Consider the following 23,145-nt stretch of genomic DNA (forward strand, 5'->3'; position numbering starts at 1 on the left):
GCGTCGAAGACGAGCGTGGCGTCTCAGCGACCTTCGGCCAAGGCGTCGACAGCCAAGAAGACCGCGACGCCCACAACCGAAGACGCCACGCCGGTTCTCATCACCGATCTGACGGTGCCACCGGCAGCGGAGGTCACGACCGACACGCGGATCGACCTGGAGGCGTCGCCGTCGGCGCGTCGCCTTGTCGCTGCTGAGCACAGCGCACCCGAGCGGTCCGAGGCCCGGCCGCCGCGGGGCGCCGTCGCGGCCGCAGCCGCGCCCATCGTCGCCGAAGTGCCGGCCCCGGTGCCGACTGAACAGCACGAGACCCCGGCGTCCGACGAGTCCCCGGCGTCCGAAGACGCACCGGTGGTCGAAGAAGCCGCGGCAGTGGAAGAAGCCCCGGTCGCCGATGAGGCCGCGGTCAAGGACGCGCCGTCGAGTGACGACGACGCACCTCTCTCGGAGGAAGCCGCGGACGACGCGCATCCGATGTCGGACGATCAGGTGGCGCACGACGCGAGCGCTACGGCGGTCGTCGACTCCGGCGCCGTGGATGCCTCCGATGATGCCGATCGCCCCGAGGCGGTACACATCCGCGGACTCGTGAAGCGCTTCGGCGATACAACGGCTGTCGACGGTATCGACCTCACCGTTCCCGCCGGATCGTTCTACGGTCTCGTCGGCCCCAACGGCGCCGGCAAGACGACCACGCTCTCGATCATCTCCGGGCTGCTGCGGCCCGACGCCGGCACGGTGCACATCAGCGGTATCGATCAGCGCGCCGAGCCGTTGGCCGCGAAGCGGGTGATGGGCGTGCTGCCGGATCGGCTGCGCGCGTTCGACCGGCTCACCGGTCGCCAGCTGCTGTTCTACTACGGTCAGCTCCGGGGCCTCAAGCGCGCGGTGATCGAGAGCCGCACAGCCGACCTCGCGCGTGCGTTCGACCTCACCGAGGCGCTCAGCCGCGTCGTGTCCGACTACTCGGCCGGAATGACCAAGAAGCTCATGTTGGCAGGGGCGCTGATCCACTCGCCGCGGGTGCTGGTGCTCGATGAGCCGTTCGAGGCCGTCGACCCGGTCTCATCCGGCGTCATCCTCGACATCCTGCGCGCCTACGTGTCGCATGGCGGAACGGTCATCCTCTCCAGTCACGGCATGGATCTGGTCGAGCGCGTCTGCTCGCGCGTCGCCGTGATCGTCGGTGGCGAGGTGCTTGCCGAGGGCACCATCGACGAGGTGCGCGCCGGGCGCACGCTCACTGAGCGGTTCGTCGAGCTCTCCGGTTCCAGCGGCGAAGTGGAGGGACTGGAGTGGTTGCACACGTTCTCCGGCTGAGGCTCGCCCTGCTGGTCGGCGCGGCGCACGGAGAGCACGGAGTGCGCCGTGTGCTCGCACTGCTGGCATCCGCCGCGATCACGGTCGCGGTGTGCATCGCGATCCTCAGCATGGGCAGCGCACCGCTGCCCACCGCGCAAGCGGTACTCGTGCTGGGTGCCGCAGCGACATTCATCTCGTTCGTGCTCGCACCGATGCTCACCGGCACCCCCGATCAGCTCGATCCGCGACGCTTCGCCCCGTTCGCCGTCGACCAACGGGAACTGCCCTGGATCCTCGCGCTGAGTGCACTCGTCAGCGTCCCCAGCTTCGCGTTGATCGCCGCGACGACGTGCGTCGTGATCGTCGCCGTCTCGGCCGGCGCCCCCGCGCTGCTGGCGATCCTCGCCGGGATCGTCGGTGTCATCTCGATCGCCCTCGCCGCACGCATCGGCATGGCGATCAGTGCGATCCTGCTGCCCGAGCGACGCTCGCGCGAACTCACCGTGCTGATCACGATCCCGGTGCTGGTGGTCGCGTTCCCCGTCGCCGCGTACTTCGCCTCGATCCGCTGGGACGGCGAGGTTCCCGCCGCCGTCGATACCGCCACGACGATCGTCGGCTTCTCACCTCTCGCCGCGCCCTATGCGCTGCCGTTCCACGCGGCCGCCGGCGACAGCGCCGCGGCCTGGGGGAGCGGACTGGTCGCGTTGGCATCCATCGCCGGTCTGCTCGGCCTGTGGGCCTTCCTCGTGCGCCGCCTGCTGACCGTCACCGAGCGTCCTTATGCCACACGAGAGCGGTCGGGCCTGGGCTGGTTCGGTCTGCTGCCGGCGAACGCGTTCGGCGCGGTCGCCGCGCGCAGCCTGGTCTACTGGCTGCGTGACCGGCGTTACATCGTCAACGTGCTCGTCGTGCCGATCGCCGGCGTGCTCACGGTCTTCCCCCTGATCGTCGCCGGCGTGCCGGTGTGGATCGCCGCACTGGTGCCGGTGCCGCTGATGGCGCTGTTCTTCGGCTGGCTCCCGCACAATGACGTCGCGTACGACTCGACAGCTCTGTGGGTGCACGTCGCCAGCGGCGTACGCGGACTGCCCGACCGTCTCGGGCGGCTGGTGCCGGTGCTGATGGTGTCGATCCCGGTGCTGGCGATCGCGATCTCGGTGACACTCGCGTTCATCGCCCAGTGGAGCCTGCTGCTGCCCTTCATCGGTGTGACGGCCGCCCTGCTGTTGAGCGCGTTGGGCATGTCGAGCATCGCCTCGGTCGTGTTCCCCTACGCCGTCTCGCGCCCCGGCGACAGCCCGTTCCAGCAGCCGCAGCGCTCGTCGTCGCACGGGTCGTTCGGCGCGGCCGGAACCTTCCTCGGCGCACTGGCCTTCAGCGCACCGACGATCTGGCTGTTCGCGCTCACGATCGCCGAGGGCGACCAGCACGCCCCGGCGGCGTTCTGGGTGGGCATCCTGACCGGCGTGCTGGTGCTGTTCGGTGGAGCAGCCATCGGCGGTGCCATCTTCGAACGCAGCGGCGAGCGGCTGATGGAGTTCGTCGAGACGACCTGATCGGTTGTGCAACCGCCGCGCCGTGAGCAGCCCGCGGCGGCTAGAATCGCGGCATGAGTACTCCGCTGGACAGCCCCGATCAGGGTGGCGTGGCAACACTTGATCGCGAACTCGAAGAACTCCTCCGCGAGGAGAACGTCGAGCCCGGCGACCATGAGCGCTTCTCGCACTACGTGAAGAAGGACAAGATCCTCGAATCGGCCATCACCGGCAAGCCGGTGCGCGCCCTGTGCGGTAAGAAGTGGACTCCGGGGCGCGACCCCGAGAAGTTCCCGATCTGCCCGACCTGCAAAGAGATCTACGAGTCGATGGTCCGCTGAGCCGAGCGCTCAGTCCGCGTCGACGAACACGGTCGGGATCGCCGGGTCGGACTTGCTGAGCGCGAGCGCTCGCACCGGCAGCTCCTCGCGCACCCGCAGGTGATGTTCGCGAGCCGCTGCCGTACCCGCGGCACCCTCGTGCGCCGAGTCGATCTCGCCGCCGTCCACGAGCACGACCTGCAGGGCACGGGCATCCGGGTGCTCAGCGGCGCTGTCGACCTGCTCGAACCCGTCGGCCACCGAGATCGTCTCGGCGACGGCCACGCCGTTCTGCAGCGCACGGAACGCCGACTTGCGCCCGCCCTTGGACCCCTTGTCGGCCGAAGCCTTCGCGACCGAGACCCATGCCCCGCTCGGGTCCTGACGCGCGACGAGCTTGTAGACCATCCCCGCGGTCGGGTACCCGGACCCGGTCACCACCGAGGTGCCGACGCCGTAGAAGTCCACCGGTGACGCCGCGAGAGCGGCGATGGCGTATTCGTCGAGATCGCTGGTGACGGTGATCGCCGTCTCGGTCGCGCCCAGTTCGTCCAATTGAGTGCGTACCGCGGCGGCCACCAGCGGCAGGTCGCCCGAGTCGAGGCGTACGCCGCCCAGTCCGGTTCCGGCGACGCGGATCGCCGTCTCGACGCCGGTGCGGATGTCGTAGGTGTCGATGAGCAGCGTGGTCTCCACGCCCAGGCTCTCGACCTGCGAGCGGAACGCCGCCTCTTCGGAGTCGTGTAGCAGCGTCCACGAATGAGCGGCGGTGCCCATCGTCGGGATGCCCCAGCGGCGGCCCGCCTCGAGGTTGCTCGTGGCCGCGAAGCCGGCGATGTAGGCGGCCCGTGCTGCGGCGACGGCCGACTGCTCGGCGGCCCGACGGGAACCCATCTCGGCCAGTGGGCGCTCGCCCGCGGCGATGCTCATGCGTGAGGCGGCCGTCGCGACCGCCGAGTCGTGGTTCAGCACGCTCAGCGCGAGCGTTTCAAGCACCACGGCGTCGGCGAAACTGCCCTCGACGGTGAGGATCGGCGAACCGGGGAAGTACAGCTCACCGTCGCGGTATCCGCGGATCGTGCCGGTGAAGCGGTAATCCTCCAGGTAGCGCAGGGCGGCAGCATCCACCACATCGTTGTCACGCAGGTACCGCAGCTCGTCCTCACCGAAGTGGAAATCGCGCAGCAGCGTGAGCAGCCGGCCCACACCGGCGACGACGCCGAAACGGCGTCCGCCCGATAGACGGCGCGAGAACAGCTCGAAGACGCTGGGGCGTTGCGCCGTTCCGTCGCGCAGCGACGCGGCGAGCATGGTCAGTTCGTACCGGTCGGTGAGGAACGCGGAGCTCATCGGCCCAGTGTATCGAGGGCGCGCATCGGCAATACTGATCAGCGGGCTCCGACCCTCCGACGGCGACCGCCGCCGGGCACCCGCCGACCGGAGAACACTCACATGTCAGATCGTGAACAGCTGCGCGCCACCCTGGGAACACTCGCCACCGAGGGCGTCGACCCCGCCTTCGCCGAGCTTGATGTGCTCGCGACCGGCGACCAGGTCGCCCTGATGGCCGAGCAGGGCATCGTCGCGGCGCAGGCCGTCGCCGCCGAGCGTGAGAGCATCGCCCATGCCGTGGATGGCATCGTCGAGCGACTGCGACGCGGCGGGCGCCTCGTCTACATCGGCGCCGGCACGGCCGGACGCATGGGGGTGCTGGATGCCAGTGAGATCCCGCCCACGTTCGGCACCGATCCGTCGCTGGTGACGGGACTGATCGCCGGTGGCGAGCATGCGCTGCGCAACGCCGTCGAGAACGCCGAGGACGACCGCGACGCCGGCGCGCTCGCGGTGGCCGAGCTCGGCCCCGACGACGCGCTCGTCGGGATCTCGGCCTCGGGGCGCACCCCCTATGTCGCTGCCGCCCTGCACACCGCGCGCGAGCGGGGTGCCTTCACCGTGAGCCTGGCGTGCAACCGTGACGCCGAGATCTCGCAGGGCGTCGATGTCGCCATCGAGGTCGTCGTGGGCCCCGAGGTCGTCGCAGGCTCCACCCGGCTCAAGGCCGGTACGGCGCAGAAGCTCGTGCTGAACACGCTCTCGACGTTGGCGATGGTGCAGTCGGGCAAGGTCTACGGAAACCTGATGGTCGATGTGCAGTCGACCAACGAGAAGCTGCGCGTACGCGCCGAACGCACCGTCATGCACGCCACGGCGTGCTCGCCCGAGCAGGCGGCATCGGCACTCAGCGACGCGGGGGGATCGGTGAAGCTCGCCATCGCGATCGTCGAGACCGGAGCGGACTCTGCCACGGCCCGCGCCGCGCTCGACGCGGCCGGGGGCAATCTGCGCCAGGCGCTGGCAGCGACGCGGGCGGGTGGACGGCCCGACTAGGCTGGATGATCATGAACGACGCGCCCATCGGCATCTTCGACTCCGGAGTCGGCGGGCTCACGGTCGCCAGGGCCATCCGCGCTCAGCTGCCGCGCGAATCGATCGTCTACATCGGTGACACCGCGCATTCACCGTACGGCCCCAAGCCGATCGCCGATGTGCGCCGGTACAGCCTCGAGGTGCTCGACACGCTCGTCGATCAGGGCGTCAAGATGCTCGTGATCGCGTGCAACACCGCATCGGCGGCCGTGCTGCGCGACGCCCGTGAGCGCTATGACGTGCCCGTCGTCGAAGTCATCGGTCCTGCCGTGCGCCGTGCCGTCTCGACCACGCGCAACGGACGTGTCGGCGTGATCGGCACGATCGGCACGATCGGCTCGCGCGCCTACCAGGACATGCTCGAGGTCAATGAGCGGCTCGAGGTCTTCACCGCCGCCTGCCCGCGATTCGTCGAGTTCGTCGAGGCCGGCATCACCGGGTCGCCCGAGGTGCTCGCCACAGCCGAGGACTACCTGGCACCGCTGCGGCAGGCCGACGTCGACACGCTCGTGCTCGGGTGCACGCACTACCCGTTTCTGCGTGGTGCCATCAGCTACGTGATGGGCGACGGCGTCTCGCTCGTCTCCAGCGATGATGAGACCGCCGCCGACGTGTACCGGCAGCTCGTGCGCGGCGACCTGCTGGCGTCGCCTGACGCCGTGCCCACCTACACCTACGAGGCGACCGGTCAATCGGCCGATGACTTCGCCACGCTCGCCAACCGGCTGATGGGCCGTGAGGTACGCGATGTGCAGCTGGTGCAGACCGGCGTCATCGTGCTGCCCGAGCTCGCCGGCCCCGACGGCACCGATTTCACAGATGCCGCCCGGCACTGAACCCTTTCGAGAGGACACCATGACCGACATCGTCCGCGCAGACGGCCGCAGCACCGATCAGCTCCGTGAGATCACCATCGAACGCGGCTGGGCTGCGCACGCCGAGGGATCCGCGCTGATCAGCTTCGGGGGCACGAAGGTGCTGTGCACCGCCTCGTTCACCAACGGCGTGCCCCGGTGGCTGACGGGCAAGGGCAAGGGCTGGGTCACGGCCGAGTACGCGATGCTGCCGCGCGCCACCAACTCGCGCAACGACCGCGAGAGCGTCAAGGGACGCATCGGCGGACGCACGCACGAGATCTCTCGGCTGATCGGGCGCGCGCTGCGCGCCGTGGTCGACACCAAGGCCCTGGGCGAGAACACCATCGTCATCGACTGCGACGTGCTGCAGGCAGACGGCGGCACCCGTACGGCGGCGATCACCGGTGCGTACGTGGCACTGGCGGATGCGATCGAATGGGGCCGCGAGAAGAAGTTCATCGGCAAGAACGCCACGCCGCTGCTGGATTCGGTCGCGGCCGTCTCGGTGGGCATCATCGACGGCGAGCCGATGCTCGATCTGGCCTATGTCGAGGACGTGCGCGCAGAGACCGACATGAACGTCGTCGTCACCGGCCGCGGGCTGTTCGTCGAGGTGCAGGGCACCGCCGAGGGAGCGCCGTTCGACAAGCGCGAGCTCGATGCCCTCACCGAGCTCGGCATGAACGGCTGCGCCGAGCTCAAGCAGCACCAGCTGACCGCACTGGCGGCCGAGTGATGCGGGTCGTTCTCGCCACCCACAACCCGCACAAGATCGCCGAGCTGCAGCAGATCGTCGCTCTCACCCGGCCCGATCTCGAGGTCGTCGGCTACGACGGGCCCGAGCCGGTCGAGGATGGCGTGACGTTCGCCGAGAACGCTCTGATCAAGGCGCGCGCCGCGGCGGCGCACACGGGTCTTGCCGCTGTCGCCGACGACTCGGGCATCTGTGTGGACGTGCTCGGCGGGTCACCCGGGGTCTTCTCGGCCTACTGGGCGGGGCAGAAGAAGGATGCCGTCGCGAACCTCGACCTGCTGCTGGACCAGCTGCGAGACATCGCCGATCCGCACCGCGCGGCGCAGTTCCGCTCGACGATCGCGCTGGTGACCGCCGACGGCGCTGAGCACGTGGTCGAGGGCATCTGGGCGGGCAGGCTCGCGCATGCTGCGGCGGGGGAGGGCGGCTTCGGCTACGACCCGATCTTCATCCCGGCCGGTCAGGATCCGGCATCCGAGCGCACGGTCGCGGAGTTCTCAGCCGACGAGAAGCAGGCACAGTCGCACCGTGCGCGGGCGTTCGCCGCGCTGGTGCCGCTGCTGGAGAACCTCTAGCCGAGCTCAGCGGGGCCGGTGCCGTTCGCCTCGCTGATCCGGCGGCGGCGCAGCCGCAGCAGTCGCGCGACGACGAACCAGATCATCAGCAGGGCGATCACGACGAGCACGGCCTTCGACAGCACGCCGCTCCATCGTTCGAGCACGGGGTCGATGGCGGGTCCGAACGCGAAGCCGAGGCCGATCCAGATGCCGTTCCAGATCGCCGAGCCCAGGAACGTGTACGTGGTGAACTTCCACAGCGGCATCCGCTCGATGCCCGCGGGGATCGAGACGAACGAGCGCACCAGCGGTACGCACCGCCCGACGAACACGGCAACGCCGCCCCAGCGCTGGAAGAACACCTCGGCCTTGTCGAAGTCGTCGGTGTCCATCAGCGGGATGCGGCCGACCAGCCGGCGCGTGCGGTCGCGTCCGAGCGCGGCACCCAGCGCGTACCAGATCCATGCTCCGACGAGCGCGCCGGCGGTGGCGGCGATCCACGCACCCCAGAAGCTCATCAGCCCCGCGTAGGCGAGAAAACCGGCCCCGGGCAGGATCGCCTCGGAGGGCACCGGCGGAACGAACGTCTCGATCAGCACGGCGACGCCGACGCCGACCTCACCGAGCGACTGCATCAGCGAGAGCACCCAGCCGATGAATCCCTCGTACTGGGCATCGGCGGCGCTGCGCGCCACAAGCGCACTCGTGATCATCTGCGTCGTCCTCTCGTCTCGCGACGCAGGTGCGTCCCTCCCATCGTGCCATGCGCGGGCGCACACGACCTGAACACGCACTGCGCGACGGAGCCCGCGATGCCGATGAGAATCGTTACCGTTCCCGACTGCGCGAAACCGGCATCCGCGGGCATTCGCCCGGCCTAGCCTGGAGGCATGCACGATCACGCACCTGCCCCCGGCGGCATCCGCGGCGCCGGAAACCGCCGCCTGCTTGCCATCTCGCTCGCACTGACCGCCACGATCATGGTGGTGCAGGTGATCGGCGCGATCCTGTCGGGGTCCCTGGCGCTGCTGGCCGATGCAGCGCACATGTTCACCGACTCGTCCGCACTGGTGATCGCGCTGATCGCCAGCATCGTCGCGGCGCGCCCGGCCGACGACCGCCGCACCTTCGGCTACCAGCGGGCCGAGGTCTTCGGCGCGCTGATCAACGCCATCATCCTGATCGTGCTGATGGTGGTCGTCGCCGTACAAGGCGTCGGGCGGCTGATCGACCCGGGTGACGCCGAGGTCGCCGGACCGCTGATGCTGATCGTCGCCGTCATCGGCATGCTCGCCAACGCCGTGTCGATGTGGCTGCTGAGCGCAGCGCAGAAGACCAGCATCAACGTGCGGGGCGCCTACCTGGAGGTCATGGGTGACCTGATCGGCTCGGCGTTCGTGATCATCGCCGCCGTCGTGATCGTGACGACGGGGTGGATGCCGGCTGACGCGATCGCCTCGTTGCTGATTGCGGCGATGATCCTGCCGCGCGCGATCTCGTTGCTGCGCGAGGTGTTCTCGGTGCTCGCCGAGTCGGCGCCCAAGGGCATGGCGGTGAGCGAGATCCGCACGCACCTGAAGGTGTATGACGGGGTCGTCGACGTGCACGACGTGCACGTGTGGCAGCTGACGCGTGGCGCACCGGTGTTCACCGCGCACGTCGCGGTCGACCCTGCGGTGCTCGCGCAAGGGCGCTCGGCGCAGTTGCTGCAGGAGCTGCAGTCGTGCCTGGCCGATCATTTCGACGTCGAGCACTCGACGTTCCAGCTCGAACCCGCCGGGCACGACGAGTGCGAGGCGACGCACGCCTGAGCGTGCCACCTGGTCGGCTCAGCTCTCGCGCCGCACGTCATTCGCTGTCTTATCGGGGCGCAGGCCCCGCCAGCGCGAGTGGCGCAGCACCCCGGCGGGCGACCAGTTCGCGAACTCCACCTCGCCGACCAGCGTCGGTCGCACCCACAGTGCGTCGCGGCGGTCGGCGTCCGGAACGCCCTCGAGTGGCGGATGCTCGATGCGCAGCGGCTGCAGGCGCTGGTCGAGGTCGCGCAGCATCCGATCGGTGAAGCCGGTGCCCACGCGGCCGACGTACCGCAGCCGGCCGGCCTCCTCGGGCACGGCGAGCAGCAGCGAGCCGATGCCACCCGCGCGGTTTCCCTGACCCGTGCGGATGCCGACGATCACCACCTCTTGTGTCTGCGTGTTCTTGATCTTCAGCCACGACGCTGAGCGGGTGCCGGCGCGGTAGGGAGACGCGGGGTCCTTGATGACGATGCCCTCCAGGCCGTAGCCGCGGCTGAGTGCCAGAGCCGCGTCGAGGTCGTCGAACACCGGCGGTACCTGCACGGGCGCGTCGAGATCCGACGCGAGGCGTTCGAGCAGTTCGCGCCGCTGCCGCAGTGGCAGACCGGTGAGATCGTGTCCGTCCAGGCGCAGCAGGTCGAACAGCACGTAGATCACCGGCGTGCGCACGACCTCGCGTTCGATCTCGCGGGGTCGGGTGAGGTGCATCCGGTCCTGCAAGCGCGCGAAGCTCGGGCGTCCCTGCGCGTCGAAGGCGACGACCTCGCCGTCGACGACGGCGTCGGATGCCGGCAGGTCGGGCGCCCCGTCGGCGGTGAGCTCTGGGTAGCGCGACGTGATGTCGGTGCCGCTGCGGGCCCGCAGGGTGAAACGGCCACCGGCATCCGAGGTCTGCCACGTGCCGATGGCGCGGATGCCGTCCCACTTGACTTCTGCCCAGGCGGGCGTGCCGAAGGCGCGCGCAAGACCTGGCGTGCCGGGCTCGCAGAGCATCGGAGCCGGTGCGGCGGGCGCTTCTACCGGAGCCGGCCGGTGTGGTGCGGCGGACGAGGCGGATGCCATCCGGTGCAGCAGCCACTGCGACTTCTCGCCCTCGCCGGTGGTGCGGATCAGGGCGAGCCGTGCGGTTCCGAGCCGGCCGCCGGTCTGCCCCGTGAACGTGCCGATCACCTCGTCATCGCGCCACTTCTCAACGGTCACGGTGCCGGTGTCCCACACCGTCATCGACCCGGCGCCGTACTCGCCGCGGGGGATCTCACCCTCGAAGTCGAGGTACTGCAGCGGATGCGGCTCAGTCATCACCGCGAGGTGGTTCTCGGTGCCCGACGTGGGGATGCCCTTCGGCACCGCCCAACTGACCAGCACGCCGTCGCGCTCGATGCGCAAGTCGTAGTGCACACGCCGAGCGTGGTGCTCCTGCACCACGAACCGTGTCGTACCGGCGGGGGAGGCCCCGGCTGTGGTCGGCATGGGCTCGGGGGTGCGGGCCGCGTCGCGTTTGGCGAGATAGGCGGCCAGCGCAGCCGGGGCGGGAGCCAGGGCGGCCAATGGGTCGAGCCCGGCGTCGACCCGTTCGAGCACCTCGGTGAACTCCAGCTGCCGCAGATGCGGGTCGTCGAGCTCGTGCCACTCACGGGGTGCGGCGACCCAGGGGTGCGCGCGCCCGCGCAGGGAGTATGGCGAGATGGTCGTCTTGGCGGCGTTGTTCTGGCTCCAGTCGATGAACACCCGACCGGGTCGCGCCGACTTCGCCATCACGTGCGTGGCGAGATCGGGGTGGTCGGCCTCGATCAGTCGGGCGAGTTCCTTCGCGACGGCCGAGACCTCGGCGCTGCTCTGCAGACCGGTTCCATCGGCGGCCGCCGGCAGCGATGCGTAGAGGTGGATGCCCTTGCTGCCACTGGTCACCGGGATCGGCGCCAACCCCATCCCGACCAGGACGTCGCGGGCAAGGCGCGCCACCTCAGCGCACTCGGCAAGTCCGGCGCCCGGCCCCGGATCGAGGTCGAGCACCAGCCGATCGGGGTTCGCCCGCTGCCCGGACGGCGAGAACCGCCACTGCGGCACGTGTAGTTCGAGCGCGGCGACCTGGGCGAACCAGGCGAGGGTGGCGACATCGTCGGCGAGCGGATACTGCTTCGGGCCGTCGGAGTGCTCGATCGGCAGGTGCCGCACCCAGTCCGGCGCACCGGGTTCGAGCTGTTTCGTGAAGAAGCTCGGCTCGGGGGCATCCGCTGTTCCCACACCACCCACCCAGCGCTTGCGGGTCACCGGACGCCCCCGCAGATGCGGCAGCAGCACCGGGGCGATCCGAGTGGCGTACGCGAGCACCTCGCCCTTGGTCGTGCCGGTGGCGGGATAGACGATCTTGTCGAGGTTCGTCACACGCAGGCGGCGGCCGTCGATCTGCACGACCTGCCCGGTGCCCGCCATGCAGAAAGGGTAGCCGCCTGCGTGGCCCTGGTGTGTACTGGTGCCATGAGGAGCATCTGGAAGGGCTCACTGACCTTCGGGCTCGTGAACGTGCCCGTGAAGGTGTACTCGGCGATCGAGGATCACGATGTCTCGCTGCACCAGGTGCACGACGAGGACGGCGGGCGCATCCGCTACCACCGCGTGTGCGAAGTGTGCGGTCAGACGGTCGCGTACGCCAACATCGACCGCGCCTACGTCGACGAGGGGCAGACCGTCGTGCTCACGAAGGACGATCTGGCGGCGCTGCCCGCCGAACGCAACCGCGAGATCGACGTGGTCGAGTTCGTGCCCAGCGATCAGGTGGATCTGCTGCTGCTCGACCGGCCGTACTACCTCGAACCCGATTCGAACTCGCCGAAGGCGTACGTGCTGCTGCGCCAGACGCTGCAGAAGACCGATCGCACCGCGATCGTGCGCTTCACCCTGCGGCAGAAGACCCGTCTGGCGGCGTTGCGGGTGCGCGGCGACGTGCTCGTGCTGCAGACACTGCTGTGGGCCGATGAGGTGCGCGAGGCGGCGTTTCCCGCGCTGGAGGAGAGCATCACGATCAGCGACAAGGAACTCGAGCTGTCGGCGGCGCTGGTCGACAGCTACTCGGCCGATTTCGCACCCGAGGAGTTCGTCGACGAGTACCAGAACGAGCTACGCACGCTGATCGACGCGAAGATCGAGGCGGGCGAGGGCTTCGAGGTGACCGAGACGTTCGGCGAGACGGGCGAGGCAGGCGGCGGCGAAGTCATCGACCTGATGGAGGCGCTGCGCGCGAGCGTCGAACGCACGAAGGCCGAGCGTGCGGCAGCGGCGGAGTCGGCTGCGCCGCAGGCCAAGGACGCCGGCTGAGTCAGCTCGGGTCGTCCACCGATGCGTCGGCCGCGGCGGCCTTCTTCGCGCGGTGTCGCTCGACGAGGTAGTGCCAGCCGGTGACGATGATCGTGCCGCCCACGGCGACGAGCAGGATCAGGTCGATGTACTCCACGACGAACTCCGACACCCAGGGGATGTACGCGATGAGGTAGCCGAACATCGTCAGCCCGAAGCCCCACAGCAGAGCGCCGATCAGGTTGTACAGCGAGTACCGCTTCCAGGGCATGTGTCCGACGCCGGCGGCGACAGGGGCGAACGTGCGCACGATCGGCACGAAGCGGGCCAGGATGATCGTGATGCCGCCGAAACGCTCGAAGAAGGCGTTGGTGCGGTCGACGTTCGTGCGGCTGAACAGACCCGATTCCTTGCGCTCGAACACGGAGGGTCCGCCCTTGTGCCCGATGAAGTACCCGACCTCGCCGCCGACGAACGCCGACAGGGCGATCAGCAGCGACACCGGCCAGATGTTCATACCGAAGATGTCGTTGGTGTGCGTCAGCAGACCCGAGATGATCAGCAGCGTGTCGCCGGGCAGCAGGAAGCCCACCAGCAGGCCGGTCTCGGCGAAGACGATGAAGCACACGACGAGCAGCGCCCAGGGGCCGGCTGCTTCGATGATGACGGCGGGATCGAGCCAGTCGGGGAGGATGCTCGCCGGAGCCGTCAGTGCGGAGTGGAGCAAGAGGGTTCCCGTCGTCGGATGTCAGCGGTCCGCCGGACGGCGGACCGGGCCCGTCACGGCCCGGTGATCCGCGCGTCGGCACCGGTGCGGAAGGTGGGACTTGAACCCACACACTCGAAAGCACAGGAACCTAAATCCTGCGTGTCTACCAATTCCACCACTCCCGCGCAGGCACAAGTCTACTGGCGGGAGCGGTGCTCGTTTCCGTCTATCCGCTGGAAATCGTGCCGAGAGCTCCGCGGCTGTGGATAACTTCTGCGCCCGGATCGCGGGTTCTGTCAGGATGCCTGCGTGAGTCATCCGTCTGTGATCGTCGCCGAGAGGGTGCGGCGCCGCCTGCGCCTGGAGCACACCGACCCGTCGGCGCAGCCAGACGAGGCCAGGCGCATCGCGCAGACCGAGGTGCGGCGCCACAACGATCAGGCGCTGCAGCGCGGCGGGGTGATGATCGACGACGAGGCGGCGCTCGTGCGCGACGTGCTCGCGTCGGTGTCGGGGTTCGGAGTTCTGCAGCCGCTGCTCGATGACGACACGGTCGAGGGTATCCGTCCGATGTACCGGGGTTTCAGATTAACACCCGGCGGACGTTCTTGGCCGCTACTTCTCGGTCTCGAAGGGGTTGCCGATGACGGCAACCGCGCCGTGCGCGGGACAGCGCCACGCGAGGGCGATGCCGGTGAGATGCTCGGGGATCAGAGGCCCCCCGCACATGGGGCAGTCCAGGCCTCCGGGGATGCCGTCGGCGCTGAGGGAGTCGTCGGCCATGGTCATAAGTTATGCCATGGGTGGGGGCCTGGGCGACCGACTGCATCGACGAAGGGAACTACTTTGATGGCACTCAAGATCTTCGGCACCGAACCCGAGAACAAGCCCAAGCCGCGCCAGCACTTCTCTGACAACTTCGTCGGGCAGCTCCACGCCAGCTACCAGCTCGACGGCACGCCGAGCGCCCTGGAGGAGTGGCGCATCACGACCGGCGACCCCGAGGTGGCCGACCGCGTCCACGAGCTCTACAAGGGCGAGGCCCCCGAGGAGTGGGAAACCAAGTCCGAGCGCAACCTCCAGGTGTTCACGGATGCCGCCGCCATCGAGGTCATCGTGGACGGCCCCAAGGCCATCCGCCAGCGCATGATTCTGTGGGGCAATGACCGCAAGCCGGTCTACATCTCCGACGGCGAGTTCATCCTGGACGACAACGGGCACCTGACCGAGGACCGCGACCCGGACGCCGAGCTGACGTTCCAGGAGCGCACGGACAAGAAGGCGTACGGCGCCAACCCGTCCGCCGAGATCACCTTCCGCCTGGCCGACGACCCCGACCTGGGCATCTTCGTGCTCAAGTCGAACTCGTGGGGCCTGGCGCACTTCCTGGCCGCCGAGGACATCGAGGGCCAGATCGAGGCGCTCGACGGCCCGGCGATCCTCCGCCTCAAGCTCGTGCCCGTGAGCTTCAAGCCCAAGAACGGCCCGCGCAAGGGCAAGACGGTCAGCTACACGGCAACCGAGATTGAGGTCGTCGGCGCCGCTCCGGCCCGCGACGGTGGCACTAGGTAGACGATCTCGCTGACGAGCGAGATCGGGGCGCCGAGGTCCCCGGCTCTGTCCGTTGTGACTAGCCGTCGTGATCTAGATACCCGGTCGATCCCCGCGTCGTAGGCCGCGCAGGGAGTCGCGTTGGCGTCGACGCCGTCGGCGGTGAGGGCGAGGGGTAGCGCCGGAGAGCGGCTTAGGCGGCGTGTTTGACAAGGTCGTCGGAGAAGACGGGCTGGTTTCGGCGCTGACGGTCATGCAGCGCTCAGAGACGGCGGCGGAGGTGGGCGAGCACCTCCGGGCGAGCTGCCAGGACCTTGGCGGGATCGGTGGATATGACGACGGCCTCCAGTGGCTCGCCAGCGTCGAGGAGCTTGGCGAGGCCGGGGGCCATGCCCTTGTTGTAGTAGCCGATCATCCGGCCCTCAACGTGGATGGCGACGGCGTTGGCGTCGTGGGGGTTGTCCGGCTCGCGGATCAGGTCGGCGGGGCCGAGGCGCTGCGCGCCACCGTAGAGCGTGCGCCCGCGAACCTTGACGCCCCAGATGCCGAGGCGGCGGAGGTAGCGGTTGTCGACGTTGAGGAGCTTGCCGGTCGTGTCCTCTGCGAGCCATAGGGCGCCGTTGCGTCGGACGAAATGCAGGGGCGCCAGGCCGTCGGCGCCGGGCTGGAGGAGACGGGCGTGGTCTTCCTGGTCGAGATAGGCGCTCTCTTGTGGCTCGCGGACCACCTCGGCGCGGAAGGCGACGCGCGTTGTGGGCGGTGAGGAGGGGGCAGTCGGCGCTGGTGGCTTGGCGCCGAGCAACGCGCGGATGGAGTCGAGGAGGCCCATGGCGTCATCCTCCCCTATGCGGCTGGCGGGACCGCATCGGCAGCGTTTCCCTGGTTCAGGAAGTGAAGGAGAGCGCGACCGCGGCTGGTGATGCGTGGCTGGAGCATGCCGCTCTGGCTCATGAAGGTGCGGAGCGGGACGTCGACTAGACCTCGCCGCTGGATGTCGGCGAGCGCATTTTCGACAGGTGCGCTGGATGTGTGCCCGAAGTGGCCGAGGGCAGCCTCTAGAGGCAGGGCGGGACTTCCTGCGCTGACGTTCGCGTATGTGTGTGCGAGATCGTGCGTTTCGAGCCACTTGCGCGGGTGGACGAAGTACGACAGGAGCCAGATGTGGAGGTCGTCTAGCTCGATGATTAGGCGGAGGTAGCCTTCGCGCTCGGCGCGGGACGGCGCGCCGGGATCGAGTGAGGATACCGCGGCGCGGGCGAGGCGTTGCCGCTTGGTCGTGCTCGCAGTCTCGGCGGCCTCGCGCCGGGTACGGGCGAGGGTGGCGAGGAACTCGTCGGAGCTGACGACGTCGGCGACGGTGAGGGCGGTCTCGGCCTGTTCCGCGAGGCGTTGGACCTCGCCGACGATCGCGAGATCGAACTCGCGGCGGCGCTCGCGTTCGCGCATGGCGAGGGCATGGTCCAGGGCGCGACCGGCGAGAGGGCCGACGAGCGGGATGGCGTCCAGTGCCATGCCGCCGACGGTGGCGAGGGTGTCCTCGGAGGGTTCGTGCGACGGGATTAGGTTGGTGAGGTCGGTCATGGGCTGAGCGTATCGGCGTGGGGAAAGCCGATAGCATCCAGTCAGCCAGTCGTGGAGGTCCTTGGCGCGTGCCGCATCATCATTCGACAGCGACGGGTGACTGATAGAGGCCAATGTTGCTCCTTCGCAAGAGAGTCACCCCCACGGTAGACCTCGCCTCCGACCTTCGATGTCGGTGACCGCAAGTACACTCGGGGGCATGGCGAAGGATGACAAAGCAGCTGCGGCAACCGCAGCGGCGAAACGCATTGCGTTTGACCGGGTTCGCCTCATCCACGAAGACCTCGACCGGCTGACCACCGACGCCAGCGAACGCACCGCTAGCATCTCCACCAAAGCGTCGTTCTTGGCCGTGTCTGCGGGGGTGATCATCGCGGCGCTCACCGCGCAAGTCTGGGAGCACTTCCCAATCGTTGGTGTCGTTGCCATGGCGCTCGCCGTTGCGGGCCTGCTCTGCGCAGCCGTCGCGCTCCGGCCCGGCCGACGTCAAGGGACGACCGGTCGCTCGCTTGCGGACCGATTCATCGACTCCTCCGCTTCTGTGCAACAGATCGAACCGATCCTCGTCCGTGAGAAAGCCAGCCATCTCACTGCGCGAGAAGACGACCTTCGAGCCCGCTCTGTGTGGGTGTGGGTAGGCTTCATCGCTCTCGGTGGCGCAGCGATCCTGCTCGCCATCATTTTCTCCGCCGAACTCTTAGGAGCCTGACATGGGACGCCCCGACTACGACCCCGCCGCGAACGACGAACCGCTCTACACTACCCCGGACATGGGTACCGAGTACCTGTACGCCTCCCAGGACCCGCCGTCGCGGCTCACCGAAGGCTTCCTCGGTGAGACCTTCACTGTGAAGGGCGCCGAAACCGACTGACCCCGACCTTCGGTTGCCTGGTCGGGGAACGCAGCGGGAGCTGTTCAGTGACCGCGATCTTCCCATCGATTCCGCATGTATCGACCACAGCCGGAAGCCGCGCGGCGCGTCGCGAGTGCTCCGGAACGGGACGGCGGTCGTGAACCGCGCGCGCGGAACTGACATGCTCGACATCAGGATCAACGAGAGTGAGCAGCGAGCGTCGTGTTCCCTTCGTAAACCAAGCGGTCCACCAGATCGAGCCACGCAACTCCCGCCCCAACGCGTTCGGCCTCCGACTTAATGCTGACGAGCCACTCCTCCATCGGGGCATAGTGCACGAGCTGCCGGGTGGGCTCGTAGAGACAGAGGTCGCCCACCCAGCTGGTCCCCTGGCGTGCCTGTATGTCGGTAGGTAATTGTCTTATGAATCGGACAAGTTCGAGCAAGCACGCACTCCTGCCGGCCGCGTAGGGAAGCCACCGCGGGATGTACTCCGTAAGCTCGTCCGGCCGCATCCAATCGAACGTCCGCAAGCCGATCTCGCCATGCATCGTCTGCGTTGTCTCGGGATGGTTCGGAAGCAATTCGCTCAGCGCGTGCCCAACGAACGCATCAGATCGGCTGTAGGTCTCCGCGTTCGCGTCGACTTCATCAAGAGCATGGGCGAATACGCGCGGCCACACCCGCCTCGCGGCATCCGCGAGTTCCTGAGATTCGGCACCCGCAGTCGCGAGGTGCTGCAAGAAGCTGCTGAACAGGTGGGGTGTGGGGGCGACGATGGTGATGTAGTCCATCAGCAATTCGTCGCCCGCGCCTGCGGACCTAAGCAGTAGAGCGCGGGCTGCAGTCTGGGTCTCAGCACCCCGCTCATCGACGAAGAGGATGCGCTCGGAGGACTCCAGTGCAGCCATCGCTTGCGCTTGTGTTCTGAGCAGCCTGTCCAGGTCTTCATGAGCGGCAGTTGCCACGCAAGCGTTGGATGCCGCGGCGTGCCCAACCGCTCGGATGGTTGCGCTCATGCGTGACGTATCTAGGCGGTCGTGCCGGATAGAAGAGAGCCGGGAAATGACATCTCCGACGAGCGGCGCATCCACGGCGTCATGCAGGTCTTCATCGAACTCGCCCACTTCGCAGTAGCGTGCGAGGTCGAGTACCCAGTCGTAGACGGTCTTGTGGATGCACGGGTCGCCGCTGCACGCATGGCTCCATACGAGATCGCAGCCGCGGGCGAAGCTTAGACAGGTTTCGGTCGCGGCGGATGAGCTAAGCGCTGCTACGGAGTCCGCCACGTCCGTCGAGTTCGCGCCCGCCGCCGTGAGACTGGTCGCCAGCTCAGGAAGGAACAGCCAGGGGAGGGCTTCGGCCGCGGCTCGACGCGTGCCGATGTCGGATTCGTAGTCGCGGGCGCTGGGGTCGCTTTCCGCGTCGTGAGCGGCTTGCCTGAGAATGTCGAGGATCGACTCGATGGCATAGGGGATCTGGGAAGCGAACGGCTCGCTGCTCTCAGCGACGGCGAGGCGAATGGCTTCTTTGGCGATGTGCGCGCGTGCAAGATGGGGTTCGGTTCCGGCGTGTCTTGGAGGGTCGTTGTGGAACTCTTTAACCTGAGCCAAGTCCTGAAAAATCTCAGACGCCGTTGGTGGCTTCCAATCTCCCTTCTGCTCGCGCGGCGGAATCCAATACTTGTTCTGAAGGCTCAGGAGTAGGTTGCCGCGCTCAAGGTCAGCGCGCACCGGGGCGAGCGCTTGTTCAATGTCTTCCGGTTCCTTGACGGACACCTCAACTCCGCCTTCCACACGCTTGGTGGTGATGTTGTTGGCGTCGAACGAGGCCGCCCAGCGGCGCAACCGGGATTCGCTGACATCCGAATGAGTGGCTTTCTCGATGAGCTCGGCACCTAGGCCTCTCAGTTCCTGTTGGCGCGCGTCGTCCGCGCCGAGCACAAGGAGCGGCATCAGGTTCGCGAGTTGCCAGCTGCGACGCTCTGGATTGGTGATTCCTTCATCTGACGGGTGAAGGAAGCCGAAGCCCTCTTTCGCGGCGCGGTATTGTTCAAACGCCCATACATAAGGCTCGACGAGGTACCGGTCGAGTGACCTCGGATCCTCACCAAAGTGTCGGATGGCTGCTCCGATGACGAGGCCGGGCATCGCGAGATTCTCGCATCCGTTGAGCAGATCGGCTTCCAGCGACTCCATCGAAACGCCAGCTTCGACGCTGCGGTCGATCCACCGCTCGATAGCTTGCAGCGCGCTCACGCAAGGATAGGGGCCGCCGGTGCTGCCGCGGTACCAAGCCCATACGGCGTCGTCGCCGACATACTCGCGCTGTACTCCGTCAATGGACAGAGTGACTAGACCCGGTGCATCGTCCGGTCTGGAGCTTTCATCCATGAGGCATCGGACTCTCGCAGCGTGGTTGAGTATCCGGTTTACAACAGGGACCCAGTCTGCTGCAGCGGCCGACTCCACCAACAACCAGAATGGTCCCCGAGTCGGTCCCTGAAGGGCCCCTCCGCCGCGGGGCTCGTGATTTCGGATGCCGTTCCAAAGGCTAGCGCCGCGGTCTCCTCTGTCGTCGATGAAGTAGGCCTCGGTCAACTGCAAGAGGAACGCCGGGTCGTACATGCTTAGTCCCCAGGCGCTCCAGCCCAGGTCAACAGCGGGTGACAGGCGGGACGGGGCGCGTGCAGCGATCTCAGAAAGGCAGTTTCGTACTTCGTCGTCGATATCGGGTCCGAGGAGGGCGAGCAAACGAACGTACCGCTCCTGGGTGATCTCCCCACTGAGATGTTTCGGTCTCCGTCGCGGGATCGAGTAGCCGTCGAAGACGTTGTAGATGACGTCCTCGGTCGATTCTTCGGGGGAGCCGTCATCGGTCGCAGTGGGGCGATGCTCGCGCCACCGAACGAGCAGCCGTTCGCGTAGTTGCAGTCTCAACCGCTGCCCGGCAGGAAGCTTCGTGAGCAACGCAGAGTTGAGCCACTCACATAGCAGCTGGAACGCTTCGTCATCCCGGTCCCACGGTGGCTGACTACCCTCAAGTAGCAGCCGTACGACTGACTCGCCACGCGATACATCAACCATTCCGTTGTGTCGTTGGTGAAGCGAGACCACCTTCACCAACGTTGCGAGAACAGCGTCACGCTGTGCCGGATTCGCGTCGACCATATGTCGCAGCAACTCGTATGCGTTTGGCATCTCGAGCACGGCCTCGAACGGCACATCTCGCCAGCGCACCGAAGACTTCGTGCCGAGCGACTCGAACTGCGTCACAAGTGCGGCCAGCGCGTTCGCGTCGTCGGCCTCCGTAAGCAGACCCTCGCAAGCGAGCTTGGCGGCTGACATGGACCATCGCTTCGGACCGGACGCCTCTAGAGCCTGAACTATGGACGGAGCTTGTACCAGCCGCACGGCAACAGCGAAGCGGCGGACCTCGTCATGCGCGAACGTAGGTCGAGGCTTCCGCAGGTCCTCGGCCGACACCAAACGGTCAGCCCGTAGCGCGTCAAGGGCGGCATACTCGACTCGCGAGTGTCGTTCCGCGTCGGGGAGTTCAAGCTCCTCCTCGCTGATTGCCAGGAGGGTCTGCGTGCGCGCCGCCGCAGGACTGCCGACGGTAGCCCTGCCGATGAGCTTCGTCCACACCAACTGGAGGCAATCCCAATTCCCCAGTGATTCAGTCATCTCGACTCCGGTCAGTGCCAGAAGGTCCACAACCGCCAACCGCCGGTATATCGACTTGGCCGGTGCGTTCCGCAGAGCGCCGGCGATGGTCGGCACCGCAGCGCTCACGACGCGCAACTCTTCGTCGCTGAGGTTCTCGATCTCAAACCGCTCAACTGTCGAGAAGATATCCCGGATGCACTCGTTTACGTCCTCGACGGCTGTATCCGCGGTGACTAGCACGAGTCCGACCTTGGCTGCCCGTGCTTCGACGGCGAGTTCGCGCAACAGCGCGGATCGCCCTTCGACTGCGGCATCCGCCGCATCGATGAGAAGGACACGAGACTCCGCTGTCATTTCGCTGAGGACGGCCCGGAGCGGCATTCCGAGGTCGGAGGATAGCCTCGACACTGTCTCCGGTGCACGGCGGAGATTTATTGCGACGTGCTGAAACTCGTCAGAGGTGAGGTCGAGCGTTTGCGCGGTCGACAAGGTCAGAGCGCTCTTGCCTGTGCCGGATTCGCCGGTGATCAGTACAACGCTCGCGGTCAGGCCCGCTTCCGCGAGCTCGATCTGGACTTTCGCCCGCAGCTCTGTGCGCGGCAGTTCGATCCCTCCAGCAATCACATGGCGGACCGCGACCAGCGCAGAATTTTGTTCGATCTCCAGCGCTTGCCAAGCCGACGCAGATCTTCCAGCCGTCGGGGTCAGGACTGCATGCGCCCGGCGTCGGAGGAGAGCACGGTCGACCTCCGTACCCTGCTGGTCAAACTCGGCAGCAAGCGCGTAGAGGTGATTGCGAAGCTCACCTCCACCGGCGTCGGCTCTTGCGAAGGGCGATAGTCGATTGCCGATATCTGTCCAGTCGGTCTCATCCCCGGACTCGACGCGAAAGTCTAGAATCCACAGGCGACTGAGAAGCGACCAGACCAGGGTGCGAAGCTTGCTCGTGGGCGTTCTCGGGCGTGCTTTCTTGACGAGCCCCGTGAGGTGCTCGTACCGAGCGCGGTACCCGGCGTGCCTTCCTGGTGTGTGGACTTGGTCATGGAAAGCAGATTCCGAGGCGTTGTTGCGTGCGAGGGAGGCCAGCCCCTGAACCTCTTTGAGGGGCGCCGTCATTCCCGCGACCGCGACAGCGACGTACCCGCGCTCTTCTTTGCCGAACTGATCTATCTGATCCAGCAGATTTTCTACGAGTGTCGCCGTCTTCTCGTGGCTCTTGACGAACTGGGGGGAGCGTCGAGCGGCGACGTGAACGACGACACGCGCCTCGCCGTCGGAGGCTTCGACTCTCAAGTCATCAACAGGGTCCGTGGGGTTGGTCTGGAAAGCAACGCGGAGCACTGGCAGCTCATCCGTTTCTGCTCTCCCGTGCCCGAGCAGCATGTCGACGAGATAACTGGTGGCCACCCGGTGGCCGAATGTGCTGCCCCCACCCCCGCCAGCGTATGGGCTTACCACCGCTGTGCTTCGTTCAGGGCCAGCGTCCTCACGCGCACAATCGGCATCAGTCATGCGATAAGTTTCGCTCGAAAGGCTCACCTTCGTAAATCGTGCTTGTCAGCAGGCCTGCCGTCCAACACGCACGGGCTCTAGGAAACCACGCAGAGTATCCAGCGTCGACAAGCGCTTCGGTGAGCTGTCCGATCTTGAGCCGCGCGAGTGGCCGCGATCTGCCTACGTACACGAGGGGGGCGGGGCCCGTTCGGGGACATCGTCAGAGCGGACATGGGGACGCTCACAAACTTGGGCAACACCTTCCACGTCCCCAGAAATCCTGAGTGGAAGATATCCGTCGAAGGCACCTTCGACTACATCAGTGGTCGTCTCGTGAACGTTCTGCTTGTTCCCCTTGGTCAGGCGGGCCACCTCGGACGACAATCCAGCGACAGCCGTATGATGCCGCGGGCGTGCCCCAGAGCTCAGGTTGCAGCCGC

General features: G+C 67.3%; 19 protein-coding genes and 1 tRNA gene. 12 read left to right on the forward strand and 8 right to left on the reverse strand.

Going from position 1 to position 23,145, the window contains the following annotated elements; genetic code table 11:
* Nucleotides 1-15 precede the first annotated feature (15 nt).
* Genes JF543_RS14655 through JF543_RS13585 form a run of 3 tightly spaced genes read left to right on the forward strand, consistent with a single transcriptional unit; the run spans nt 16 to nt 3,181 of the window.
* Complete coding sequence (locus JF543_RS14655) at nt 16-1,320, forward strand: ABC transporter ATP-binding protein (protein ID WP_347401169.1); 1,305 nt, start codon at nt 16-18, stop codon at nt 1,318-1,320.
* Nucleotides 1,296-2,861, forward strand: coding sequence for a hypothetical protein (locus JF543_RS13580; protein WP_179410376.1), 1,566 nt, complete (start codon nt 1,296-1,298; stop codon nt 2,859-2,861). The genes JF543_RS14655 and JF543_RS13580 overlap by 25 nt, the downstream gene beginning before the upstream one ends.
* A 53-nt stretch (nt 2,862-2,914) precedes the next feature.
* Complete coding sequence (locus JF543_RS13585) at nt 2,915-3,181, forward strand: DUF3039 domain-containing protein (protein ID WP_179410377.1); 267 nt, start codon at nt 2,915-2,917, stop codon at nt 3,179-3,181.
* A 9-nt stretch (nt 3,182-3,190) separates the two neighbouring features.
* Here the strand turns inward: JF543_RS13585 and JF543_RS13590 are convergent, their stop codons facing one another.
* A complete protein-coding gene (locus JF543_RS13590; RefSeq protein WP_179410378.1) occupies nt 3,191-4,510 on the reverse strand; it encodes a nicotinate phosphoribosyltransferase in 1,320 nt (439 codons plus the stop codon).
* A gap of 102 nt (nt 4,511-4,612) precedes the next feature.
* On the opposite strand from JF543_RS13590, the gene murQ reads away from it, so the two are divergent.
* Genes murQ through rdgB form a run of 4 tightly spaced genes read left to right on the forward strand, consistent with a single transcriptional unit; the run spans nt 4,613 to nt 7,773 of the window.
* Entirely contained in the window at nt 4,613-5,548 is a 936-nt protein-coding gene (murQ, locus tag JF543_RS13595; protein WP_179410379.1) for an N-acetylmuramic acid 6-phosphate etherase, read from the forward strand.
* A gap of 11 nt (nt 5,549-5,559) precedes the next feature.
* Nucleotides 5,560-6,423, forward strand: a complete 864-nt coding sequence (murI, locus tag JF543_RS13600) for a glutamate racemase (RefSeq protein ID WP_179410380.1) — start codon at nt 5,560-5,562, stop codon at nt 6,421-6,423.
* A 19-nt stretch (nt 6,424-6,442) separates the two neighbouring features.
* Complete coding sequence (gene rph / locus JF543_RS13605; protein ID WP_179410381.1) at nt 6,443-7,180, forward strand: ribonuclease PH; 738 nt, start codon at nt 6,443-6,445, stop codon at nt 7,178-7,180.
* Nucleotides 7,180-7,773 (forward strand): RdgB/HAM1 family non-canonical purine NTP pyrophosphatase, encoded by a 594-nt coding sequence (rdgB, locus tag JF543_RS13610; RefSeq protein ID WP_179410382.1) that lies wholly within the window; start codon nt 7,180-7,182, stop codon nt 7,771-7,773. Before rph ends, rdgB begins: the two co-directional genes overlap by 1 nt.
* On the opposite strand, the gene JF543_RS13615 is transcribed toward rdgB, so the two are convergent.
* The gene (locus JF543_RS13615) at nt 7,770-8,468 is read right to left on the reverse strand and encodes a DedA family protein (RefSeq protein WP_206551745.1); all 699 of its coding nucleotides are present in this window, start codon (nt 8,466-8,468) and stop codon (nt 7,770-7,772) included. The genes rdgB and JF543_RS13615 overlap by 4 nt on opposite strands.
* Nucleotides 8,469-8,645: 177 nt before the next feature.
* On the opposite strand from JF543_RS13615, the gene JF543_RS13620 reads away from it, so the two are divergent.
* The gene (locus JF543_RS13620) at nt 8,646-9,566 is read left to right on the forward strand and encodes a cation diffusion facilitator family transporter (RefSeq protein WP_179410384.1); all 921 of its coding nucleotides are present in this window, start codon (nt 8,646-8,648) and stop codon (nt 9,564-9,566) included.
* A gap of 18 nt (nt 9,567-9,584) precedes the next feature.
* Here the strand turns inward: JF543_RS13620 and JF543_RS13625 are convergent, their stop codons facing one another.
* Nucleotides 9,585-11,987, reverse strand: a complete 2,403-nt coding sequence (locus JF543_RS13625; RefSeq protein WP_206824779.1) for an ATP-dependent DNA ligase — start codon at nt 11,985-11,987, stop codon at nt 9,585-9,587.
* Nucleotides 11,988-12,032: 45 nt separating this feature from the next.
* Here JF543_RS13625 and JF543_RS13630 point away from each other — a divergent pair, with 45 nt between their 5' ends.
* Complete coding sequence (locus tag JF543_RS13630; protein ID WP_206824788.1) at nt 12,033-12,869, forward strand: Ku protein; 837 nt, start codon at nt 12,033-12,035, stop codon at nt 12,867-12,869.
* Nucleotide 12,870: 1 nt separating this feature from the next.
* Here JF543_RS13630 and JF543_RS13635 read toward each other — a convergent pair whose 3' ends face one another.
* The gene (locus JF543_RS13635; RefSeq protein WP_206824790.1) at nt 12,871-13,575 is read right to left on the reverse strand and encodes a DedA family protein; all 705 of its coding nucleotides are present in this window, start codon (nt 13,573-13,575) and stop codon (nt 12,871-12,873) included.
* Nucleotides 13,576-13,660: 85 nt separating this feature from the next.
* Nucleotides 13,661-13,742, reverse strand: a tRNA-Leu gene (locus JF543_RS13640).
* Between the two features lie 124 nt (nt 13,743-13,866).
* On the opposite strand from JF543_RS13640, the gene JF543_RS13645 reads away from it, so the two are divergent.
* Nucleotides 13,867-15,129: a hypothetical protein gene (locus tag JF543_RS13645; RefSeq protein ID WP_206824792.1), complete on the forward strand. Its 1,263-nt coding sequence runs from the start codon at nt 13,867-13,869 to the stop codon at nt 15,127-15,129.
* 241 nt (nt 15,130-15,370) lie between these two features.
* Here the strand turns inward: JF543_RS13645 and JF543_RS13650 are convergent, their stop codons facing one another.
* Entirely contained in the window at nt 15,371-15,937 is a 567-nt protein-coding gene (locus JF543_RS13650) for an HIRAN domain-containing protein (protein ID WP_206824794.1), read from the reverse strand.
* Nucleotides 15,938-15,951: 14 nt separating this feature from the next.
* Nucleotides 15,952-16,689: a hypothetical protein gene (locus JF543_RS13655; RefSeq protein ID WP_206824796.1), complete on the reverse strand. Its 738-nt coding sequence runs from the start codon at nt 16,687-16,689 to the stop codon at nt 15,952-15,954.
* A 199-nt stretch (nt 16,690-16,888) separates the two neighbouring features.
* Between JF543_RS13655 and JF543_RS13660 the strand changes: the two genes are divergently transcribed.
* Complete coding sequence (locus JF543_RS13660; protein WP_206824798.1) at nt 16,889-17,398, forward strand: hypothetical protein; 510 nt, start codon at nt 16,889-16,891, stop codon at nt 17,396-17,398.
* A 1-nt stretch (nt 17,399) separates the two neighbouring features.
* Nucleotides 17,400-17,561 carry a hypothetical protein gene (locus JF543_RS13665; RefSeq protein ID WP_206824800.1) on the forward strand — a complete coding sequence of 54 codons (162 nt, stop codon included), beginning with the start codon at nt 17,400-17,402 and terminating at the stop codon, nt 17,559-17,561.
* A gap of 179 nt (nt 17,562-17,740) precedes the next feature.
* Here the strand turns inward: JF543_RS13665 and JF543_RS13670 are convergent, their stop codons facing one another.
* A complete protein-coding gene (locus tag JF543_RS13670) occupies nt 17,741-22,723 on the reverse strand; it encodes an ATP-binding protein (protein WP_206824802.1) in 4,983 nt (1,660 codons plus the stop codon).
* Nucleotides 22,724-23,145 lie beyond the last annotated feature (422 nt).

This window comes from Microbacterium esteraromaticum, from assembly GCF_017303215.1.
In the GTDB taxonomy this organism is placed as follows: domain Bacteria; phylum Actinomycetota; class Actinomycetes; order Actinomycetales; family Microbacteriaceae; genus Microbacterium; species Microbacterium esteraromaticum_C.